General features: G+C 68.7%; 9 protein-coding genes. 2 read left to right on the top strand and 7 right to left on the bottom strand.

All coding sequences use genetic code 11. The annotated features are described in order from the left end of the window. Positions 1 to 25: 25 nt before the first annotated feature. Entirely contained in the window at positions 26 to 187 is a 162-nt protein-coding gene (locus ACFRMQ_RS33495) for a hypothetical protein (RefSeq protein WP_380734526.1), read from the bottom strand. 19 nt (positions 188 to 206) lie between these two features. Between ACFRMQ_RS33495 and ACFRMQ_RS33490 the strand changes: the two genes are divergently transcribed. Beyond that, complete coding sequence (locus ACFRMQ_RS33490) at positions 207 to 377, top strand: hypothetical protein (RefSeq protein WP_380734525.1); 171 nt, start codon at positions 207 to 209, stop codon at positions 375 to 377. A gap of 28 nt (positions 378 to 405) precedes the next feature. Here the strand turns inward: ACFRMQ_RS33490 and ACFRMQ_RS33485 are convergent, their stop codons facing one another. Further along, complete coding sequence (locus ACFRMQ_RS33485) at positions 406 to 576, bottom strand: hypothetical protein (RefSeq protein WP_380734524.1); 171 nt, start codon at positions 574 to 576, stop codon at positions 406 to 408. Between the two features lie 71 nt (positions 577 to 647). After that, entirely contained in the window at positions 648 to 1,904 is a 1,257-nt protein-coding gene (locus ACFRMQ_RS33480; protein ID WP_380734523.1) for an MFS transporter, read from the bottom strand. Positions 1,905 to 2,011: 107 nt separating this feature from the next. Between ACFRMQ_RS33480 and ACFRMQ_RS33475 the strand changes: the two genes are divergently transcribed. Further along, complete coding sequence (locus ACFRMQ_RS33475; protein ID WP_380734522.1) at positions 2,012 to 3,031, top strand: helix-turn-helix domain-containing protein; 1,020 nt, start codon at positions 2,012 to 2,014, stop codon at positions 3,029 to 3,031. Between the two features lie 60 nt (positions 3,032 to 3,091). On the opposite strand, the gene ACFRMQ_RS33470 is transcribed toward ACFRMQ_RS33475, so the two are convergent. Genes ACFRMQ_RS33470 through ACFRMQ_RS33455 form a run of 4 tightly spaced genes read right to left on the bottom strand, consistent with a single transcriptional unit; the run spans position 3,092 to position 8,429 of the window. Then, positions 3,092 to 4,372 carry an acetyl-CoA carboxylase biotin carboxylase subunit family protein gene (locus tag ACFRMQ_RS33470; RefSeq protein WP_380734521.1) on the bottom strand — a complete coding sequence of 427 codons (1,281 nt, stop codon included), beginning with the start codon at positions 4,370 to 4,372 and terminating at the stop codon, positions 3,092 to 3,094. A gap of 58 nt (positions 4,373 to 4,430) precedes the next feature. Further along, positions 4,431 to 5,762 (bottom strand): hypothetical protein, encoded by a 1,332-nt coding sequence (locus ACFRMQ_RS33465; protein ID WP_380734520.1) that lies wholly within the window; start codon positions 5,760 to 5,762, stop codon positions 4,431 to 4,433. 26 nt (positions 5,763 to 5,788) lie between these two features. Further along, positions 5,789 to 7,222 carry an NAD(P)/FAD-dependent oxidoreductase gene (locus ACFRMQ_RS33460; RefSeq protein ID WP_380734519.1) on the bottom strand — a complete coding sequence of 478 codons (1,434 nt, stop codon included), beginning with the start codon at positions 7,220 to 7,222 and terminating at the stop codon, positions 5,789 to 5,791. 46 nt (positions 7,223 to 7,268) lie between these two features. Further along, the gene (locus tag ACFRMQ_RS33455) at positions 7,269 to 8,429 is read right to left on the bottom strand and encodes a cytochrome P450 (RefSeq protein ID WP_380734518.1); all 1,161 of its coding nucleotides are present in this window, start codon (positions 8,427 to 8,429) and stop codon (positions 7,269 to 7,271) included. Positions 8,430 to 8,909: the final 480 nt, after the last annotated feature.

Here is an 8,909-nt window from a genome sequence, read left to right as displayed (position 1 = left end):
GCCGTGGGGAGTCGCGGACGTACGGTCAGGAGAAGACGTCCCGCTTGTAGGTGTCGCTGTGCTTCCAGGTTCCGGCGGGGAAGCTGGATTGCCAGGTGCCCAGGCGGATGGACAGGTCCTCGCGCTTGGTGAGCCTGCCGGAGACGTTGACCGCCTTGCTGTCGCCGGTGCCCTCGCCCCGGCACAACAGGCCGCGATCGACGCCCGTGCAGCAGCCCTGGGCATGCCCCACGAAGAAGTACATCCAGCAGGCGGCAGCTGACCAGGCCCTCGCTTGGCAGCGGGAACACGACGCCTTCCGCGAACTCGCCCACTACCGCGGACGCACCCTCGAACAACTGCTCAAACAAGGGTGCCTCACCGACGAGACCCGCTGAGCCGGCGCTGAAGAGCGCTGAATCATGGTCAGCGCGCCAGCCGCAGCCACATCCCCTGCTGCACGTCCTCGTGGGGCACCAGCCACACCGGCACCTGCCTCAGCAACCCGCGCAGGCGCATATCGGACGTCCCGCCGCTGTCCGGCGAGAAGTGGTCGTGGAAGGCGATGATCAGCCGCGGACGCTCCTGGAGGAGCATCCGAGTGTTCCGTTCCGGTCCCGCCATGCGCCACCCCCGGGGCCGGGCCCGGCGCTCGGCCGCCCAGTCGGCTACTGCCCCGGTGCCGCGTGCGGCAGGCGGCGCACTGCGGGGACCACTAGCGGCAGCAGGGCGATCACGACGAACAGCAGGCCCGACACCGTGGTGACCGCGTACGGGCCGAAGCTCTGGCTGAGCGGTCCCACCGCCAGCAGGGCGACCGGGATGGCCAGGTAGGAGAAGAGGTCGTCGTAGGCGGCGACTCGGGACAGCACCCCCGCCGGGATGTGCTCCTGGAGGGAGGTGTCCCAGGCGATCGCCGAGACCGAGGAGCCGACACCGGCGACGAACGACGCGGCGATCAGCCACGGCACGGGCAGCCGGGCGCCCAAGGCGAGCAGCGGGAGGGCGTTCAGCGTGACTGCGAGCTGCCCCCACAGCAGGAAGCGCCGGATGGTCAACCGGTAGAGCAGGCTGCTGCTCAGCAGCATGCCGACACCGCGCACGCTGAGCACCAGGCCCCACGTCACGGGGGAGGACACGTCGGCGGTCAGCTGAGGTCCCAGGATCTGCCAACTGCCCGTGTTGACCAGGTTTACGGCGCAGAACGCCAGGGTGACCGGCCAGACCCAGGACGTGCGCCGGAACGAGTCCCAGCCCTCTCGCAGGTCGCGGGCGAGGTGCCGTCGTCCCTTGGAGGCGATGCGGCCCGAGGAGGCGGGCAGGCGCGCCAGGAACGCGGCGGCGAGCAGGTAGCTGAGCGCGTCGAGGGCGATCGCCGCGCCGCCGCCCGCGGCGACGAGCAGCACGCCCGAGATCGTGGGGCCGAACACCTTGGTGCCGTTCTTGACCATGCCGAGCAGGGCGTTTGCCCGCTGGAGCCCGTCCTTGGCCACCAGTTCGGGCAGCAGGCCGCGCAGGGCGGGGGAGGTGAACGCCCCCAGCACCCCGTTGAGGAAGCCCAGGGCCGCGATGGGCCACGGCGAGTAGTGGCCGGTCAGGAGCAGTGCGGCGACAGCGCCCTGGGTCAGCGCGGAGCCCAGGTTGGCGGACACGAGGACCAGGCGTCGGGGCAGCCGGTCGGCGACCACGCCGCCGATCAGCATGAAGCCGAGCATCGGCAGCATGCGGGCGGCCAGCACGAGACCCAGGTCCCCCGCTTGCGCCGATGCGTCGAGGACGGCGAAGGCCAGTGCCACCGGCGCCATGGAACTGCCCAGCAGGGACACGGTCTGTCCTGCGAAGTACCAGCGGAAGCTGGGCTGTCGCAGCGGAGAGGCGGAGGGCGGGGCGGCCGGGGCGGAGGAAGGAGAGGTTGCTGTGAACACCGGCCCGAGTATGCGGACGAACGGTCGGTGGCACTATCGTTTCGCTGGCTGCCGAAAGTTCGTGGGGGTGGACGTCTCCCCGAGCCGAGGAGGAAGGAACACGCCGGATGGTGCTGCTGCGCCTGGATTCCCACGCCCTGTCACGCTCCCGCTTCGCACTCTCGCCGCTCGCGGAGACGCTGGGCGCCGCCATCGCCCTCTCCCGGCCATGCACCGACACGTGGCTCGCGCCCTGGCACGCCCGCCACCACGCCGCCTTCCGGGCCCGGCTCGACGCCGACCCGTTCGCCAGGGGTATGGTCGCGCTGATCAGCTCGACGAAGTACCTGCCCGACCACGTCTCGTTCCCCCCGCCCGGCGGCATGCGCACCCGGCTCCACGAAGAGCTCGCGCAGATGGCGCGGGTGCCGGACGAGGCCGTCGGCGCGAGTCTGCAGCTGGCGGTGGAGGCGAGCTGGGAGCGGCACGATCTCGGCGCGTGGCTCACCGGCCACGACTGGGCCGGCCGCACCGCCGAGCTGTTCCGGCACATCTGGGACGCGCACCTCGCCGCGGACTGGCCGCGCCGCCGTGCCCTGCTCGAACGCGACGTCACCTACCGTGCGGGTCTGCTGGCTGCCTACGGGTGGCCGCGCGCCGTGGAGCGGATGAACCGGCACAGCGTCTGGGTCGGCGCGGACGCGATCCGTTTCAGCAACCGGCCCGGTCACGACCGTGTGGTCGGCCCCGAGGGCATGCTGTTCGTTCCGTGCACCCGCGCCGGAAGGGGCACCTGGCTGTGCGAGGCGCCCGGACTGCCGTACGCGCTGGTGTACCCCGCCCGGGGCACCGGCGACCTGCAGTCGGCCGGGGCCGGCCCCCGCGACCAGGCCCTGGCCCGGCTCATCGGCACGGGCCGCACCGCGATCCTGCGCGCCCTGGAGAGCCCGGCCACGAGCAGTGAACTCGCCGCCGAACTCGACCTGTCGCTCGGCACGGTCGGCGGCCACCTCGCGGTCCTGCGCGAGGCGGAACTCGTGGTCGGCGAGCGCACGGGCCGACGCGTGGTCTACCGTCGCACCGAGGCGGGCGAGGTGCTCGCCACCGGAAGAACCACGATGGCCGAGGGTGGTACGGCCACGAGGTAGGGCGCGTCCTGCTGCCCGGTCACCCGGTGAGACCGGGCAGCATCGGCGGGGACCGGTCTGTCACCGCTGCTGCGGGCGCAGCCCGTCACACACGGAGACCGCCTCGGCATCGACGGAGTCGTAAGGGCGCTTCTCATGGATCTCCTGGACCCTGTCGACGACCCTGTCCATCGCGAGCCGACATTCCTCCTCGCTCGATCCGGATACCGTCGCGGCTCCGATTCCGTTGGACGAGGACGTCAGCATTCCCCCCATCACCGCCCCCACCGGAACCTTCAGGGAGACGCTGGTCACGCCGTCTATGCCGAGAATGTCCGCTTCCGTGACGGAGTTGCGCGATCCGGCGACCGAGGGCAGATGGACCCAGCCGTGCACCAGGCCGGGATCGACTTCCTTCCGGACGATGGGGTCGCCGGTGAAAAGCTGAGCGCTCGCGGCCCAGAGGTCGAGCCCCAGAATGCTTTCCCCCACGCGGCTGATCAGGGTCCCACCCGGCCGGCAGGCGAGCTCGCCCGCGATGAACCGCCCTGGCTGCCCGAAGGCTTCGAGGTGGAAGACTCCCCGGGCCAGTTCCAGCGCATCGACGGCCCGCTGGGAGAAGTCCATGGCCGCCGCGTAGGTTTCCTCGTGCAATGCCGGTGGCAGGGCGACTGATCGCACGGGAGCGCCGGTCCCGGTGCGGATGGGGGCCGTCAGGTACTTCGAGACCATGAGGTCGGTGATCCGCCCCTTCTGCACTAGGCCGTCGAGGTGCCATTCAGGGCCGTCGATCTTCTGTTCCACCAGCGGGCGGCTCAGCTCGTCCGTCGCGCCAGCGCTGTCGCATATCTCGGCGTACGAATGGGCGACGGACACGAACAAAGATCCGCCGCCCAGCGGCGGCTTGATGACCACCGGGGGTTCCAGACCGGCTGCGGAGAGGGACTCCCGTACCTGCTGGACGGACTCCGCGCCGTTCGTCATCACGCACCAGCGCGCGGTCGGCACACCGGCCTGGGACCACCTGGACTTCTGCGTCGCCTTGTCCCGGCAGCCCATCGCCACCAGCGGGTCCACCGCTGTGGCACCCAGCTGGGAACCGAGCACGGCCGCCGACACCACCGCCCGCTCATGGCCGGCGAGCACCACCTCGACCGGCTCGGTCAGGTCCAGACACTCCAGGCCCGACCACAACGATTCCACCCTCTCGTACGAATCCACCGCGCACCTGCGCGTGATCAGCGGACTCAGCTCAAGGGCCTGGCGCTTGTGACGGGGTTCGTACAGCAAGGTGATGCTGTGGCCGCCCGCGGCCAGGCTCCGGATCATGTCCGCCTGCAGAGCGATGAGGACGACGTGCATGTGACCCTCCTTGTTCGACGTTCGACGTCGTGGGGTTGAGAAGTCGTGAGGTTGAGGATCAGCCTTGGCCCGGAGTCGAACGGAACAGCTCGTCGAGCTTGCGAAGGTATTCCTCTTCTTCCTGTTCCTTGCAGGCGATGACATAGAGGAACGAACCGGACGACTGCTCCGGAAAAGCCGGTATTGCCATGAAAATCCCCGTACCGGATGCCGTGCTGTAGGTGAGGCCGGCGTTCGCGAGACCGGTGAGGAACTGCTCGGTGGACCGCACGCTCCAATCCGGCGAATCGGCGTACTGGCGCACCACGATGTCGTTCTCCCGGGTCACCGCCTTCGCCTGGACGTCGAGGAATTCGTGCAGGTGACTGCCGGTCGTCGTGCGGGCGTTCACTTCCGTGAACAGGACGTGCATGTCGTCCGTCATGACGGCGTCCGCGCAGAAATACCCTCGGTATCCCATCGCCCGGTACACATCGGCGAGCCGGGTGGCATCGTCCACGGCCTGCCGGGCCTGCGGCTCGGGTATCTCGGCCAGTCCCAGGGTTTCGCAGGCAATGCGGCCACCGGCGTACGACAACACGCCCACCCCGCGGAGATCGCACGAGGCGTCGCCGATCAGCAGTTCGACGTAGAGGGACTGCCGGACGTCGAGCACCTGCTCGACCACGACCGGGTACCGGCCCTCGGCGGAGGCCCAGAGCCACCTCTCCTCCCAGTACCGGCCGATCGCGTCCGGCCCGGCGTCGAGTCGGTAGTGGTGGCGCGCTCCGATGTTCGCCGGCGCCGTACCCCCGGTGTTCAGGACCAGTTCGTTCCCGGCTCCCGCCCCTCGGTGAGCCATCTTTACCATCACGTCATGACCGTCGCCGATCAACGCCTCCATGGCGTGAACGGCCTCGTCCTTGCTCCGGCAGACGGCGCCCGGGGCCGTCGCGACGCCCGCCCCGCCGGCGAGTGCTCGGAACGTTGCCTTGCTGTTGGCCAGTTCGCTGCCCCCTTGGGCCAGGAACTCCGAGCCTTCCGGTCGGCTTCCGAGGCCTATCCGTGCCGCGAACTCGCTCACCATGGCCGAAGGGAAGAGACTGACTGTCTCCGGGTCCGCTCCGATGCCGACGGCGATGTCCGCGATGAAATTCGGATCCAGAAGTGCGTCAGGGCCGATCAGCCGGTTCCCGTTCCGGCGGCCCGGCGGACAGACCCGGACGGCTATGCGCGTCGGGTCGATGCCCCGCAGTCCGCAAACATGCCGGAGGAAATCCTCGTCTGGATGATCGGACAGGATGACCAGGTCGCCTTCATCGGCGAACCAGAAGACCCGCTGCGACCACGTACGGCCGTCCTTGCGCAGCCACAGTGATTCGTCGATGTCATTGGCAATCAGAATCTTCACTGCAATCCTCCTAATCACCTGTTGATTTACGACCACGCGTCGTAATAAGCCTTCAAGTTCTCGCGGATCCCTTCATTCATCTTCGCGATGAACTCAGGTGGCGGCGTGAAAGTGGGATGCAGCTTCTCGACCGCCTCGGTGTACTCCCGGCGCAGCTGCGCCTCGATGCGCACGGGCCATTCGGGAGTGACCCGCCAGCGCTGCTCGTAGCCGGAAGCCATGGTCTGCTGCACGGTCGATTGGATGATCTGCTCGCGCGCGCCGAACGGCAGGGGACTGCGCACCGGAGCGAAGGCCGTCAGCGAGTCGGACTCCCACGGATCACCCTCAACCTTCGCGGCGATGAACTTGGCGATGAGCGGCGATTGGTGGAGTCCGTCCCGGTACGTTCCGGTGGCCAGCCAGAGGCCCTCGATCCCGACGCCACCGATGAGCGGAAATCCGTCGGCCGGGACCGGTCGGTTGCCCACCTGCACCGCCCGCACTCCGGACTGCGGCAGCTCCGAGGAGAGCTGGTCCACGGCGCATTCCAGCAGGAACTGCAGATCGCGCACCGTCGCGTACTGTCGCGGCGCCTTGGTGAGCACATTGGTACCGCCCACGTACAGCACACCGTCACCCCGCGGCACGCAGTGGATCCCGCAGGCGAAGGCTCGATTGGGGGTGCGCAACACCGAGGTGGGCAACGTCCCGCCGCCCACCTCCAGGAGCGCGGAGACCCCGTAGCCGCTCACCAGCGGCGGGATCCGGCGACGGACCTCGTCTACCGCGTCGAGCAGCGCGAGCGACTGCACGCCGGCGGCGACGACGACCTGGTCGCCCGTCAGCCGGTCGCCGTCCGCCAGGCGGACCCCGACGACACGCTCACCCCTGAGTTCGAGCCCGGCAGCCGCCGCATCGACGATCCGGCCGCCATAGCGGAGGAAGCCCGCCTTCAGCTTGTCGAGCAGCCGGTGCGCGTCCACCGCGTGTTCGGACGGAATGTAGAGGCCGCGCAGTGACCGCGCCAGTTCCTCGGGTGCGAGCCAGTCGATCTGCTCGGGATCCACGGATTCGTACGGCTCCTCGTACTCCCGGAGCGCCTCCTCGACGGCCCGGAAGTTCCCCGAGTCCACCGCCGCGGTGCCCATGGAGTTCAACAGGACGAACGTCCCATTCGCGACGTAGAGACTTCGCTCGTCCCCGGAGGCCACACCGAGGTCGTAGTCCCACTCCGGCCATTCGGCGCGCGCACGGTGGTCGGTGGCGAGTTTCGCCCGCCCGCTCTCGCTGGCCAGGAGTGACGTGGTCACTTCTCCGAAGCAGCCCAGCATGGCGCCGGCTGCCACGGATGCCGCATACGGCCTGGCGCTTTCCCCTACGAGCACCACTTGGTGACCGCGTCGCTGCAATTCAAACGCGATCGACGAACCGATGGCGCCGTTACCCACGACGACGACATCAGCCGATACATCCGACATGCGATGCCTTCCTGTTCTAGCCCTATGGGTTGCCGGATGTACTGGCTTACTTGCGGAAACTCACGGGAAGCAGGTCCATGCTGCGCACCGTGGCCGTCCTCCGGCGGACGGGAGTTCCCGTCAGGCGTAGCGAGGGCGCTTCCAGGAGGCAGAGAACGATCTCCTTGATCGCCACGTGGCCGAAGGTCGCCCCCAGACAGGCGTGGGGTCCCCAGCCGAAGCCCAGATGCCGGTTCGGGGAGCGGTCGAGGACCAGTTCGTCAGGCCGTTCGAACTGGGCCGGATCACGATTGGCGGCCGCGAGCAGCGTGATGACGGGCCGGCCGGCCTCGATCACCTGTCCACCCAGCACGGTGCGCTCCGCGGCGATGCGGCTGGTGCCCTGAGCTGGCCCGTCGAAACGGATCAGCTCCTCCACTCCCGTGTCCACCACGCCACGGTCCCGGAACCGGTCCAGCGTTCCACGGTGCTGGAGCAGAGTCAGGACGGCGTTGCCGGCCGCCGCGAACACCGTTCCGTAACTCGCGTTGAAGATCGCCGCGATGCTGTTGCCGATGTAGTGCTCGGGAACGGTCGCACCGTCCATCAGCTGCTTGATGGTGGTCATCAGGCCCGGGCGTCCGCTGTTCTCCGCGAACCAGCCGTCGGCCAGCGTGTTCAACTGCTTCCGCGCCTCGTCGCCGGGCTCGATCACCGTCGGATCGAGCCCCGCGTCCATCCGCCGGGTGATCGCGTCGGCCAGGGCGGCATAGTGCTTCAAATCCGGCTCGACCACGCCGAACAGTTCTGCCGTCAGATTCAGCGCCACCGGGGCCGCAACCTCGTGGATCCAGTCGAACTCGTCCAGATCGGACAGGTCCTGGAAGAGACCGAGGATCTTGTCGTGGGTCCGGTGAGCCGCGGCGTCCAGGTCCTGCGCCCGGAAGGCGTTCATGAGGAGGCTGCGCAATGGCGCGTGCTGCGGAGGGTCCAGGGACTGGAGGTTCTGCGCGAATTCCGGGACGTCGATGTTTACCCGGCGCCGGTCGCGGGCGAAGGTCTGGTGGTTGCGCAGCACCTCGCGGCAGTCGTCGTAGCGGGTCGCCACCCAGGACTGCATGCGCTCGTTCCAGAAGACCGGCGTCTGATCGCGCAATTCCGCGTACAACGGGTACGGATCGGTCAGCACCGCAGGATCGAGGGGATCGTATACGATTGTTTCAGCCACTTTTCTGGCTCCTTGAATTATCGTGGATCATCGGCCAGTTCGAGTGCTCGGCGGTGCCCGCCACGTCGAACTCACAATGGAGCCCGTCCCGTACGGACAGCCAGTCGCGCCGCTCCGGGCTGAAGAAGACTCCCCGGCAGTGCACCTGGACCGAAGCGGCCGCGCCGTCTCGGCGGTGGCACCCGGGAAGATCGCCCCAGTAGCAGAGGTGGCTCCCTGGAGCCTTCAACCCGCGCACGGCTCGCGGCGGCGGGCTCTTCTTCGCGCCGGCATTCAGGCGGGTGAAGAACCGCCTCGGGTACTCGACGTGCCGCTGCCGGAAATCGGGGTTCCAGCAGGACTCGCCGTAGCGGTCCTCGCGAGCCGCAGATCACGGCCGTCAACCCGCAACCCCACCAGCCGGTCCCCGATCGCCGAGTCGGAGAGAACTGCTCGACACGTTCATCGCGCCCTTTCGGACGATGGGGTGTTGGGTCCGGC

This window comes from Kitasatospora sp. NPDC056783 (genome assembly GCF_042789895.1).
In the GTDB taxonomy this organism is placed as follows: Bacteria; Actinomycetota; Actinomycetes; order Streptomycetales; family Streptomycetaceae; genus Kitasatospora.
The sequence above is the reverse complement of the archived record's forward strand: the minus strand, read 5'-3'. Positions and strand labels throughout refer to the sequence as shown.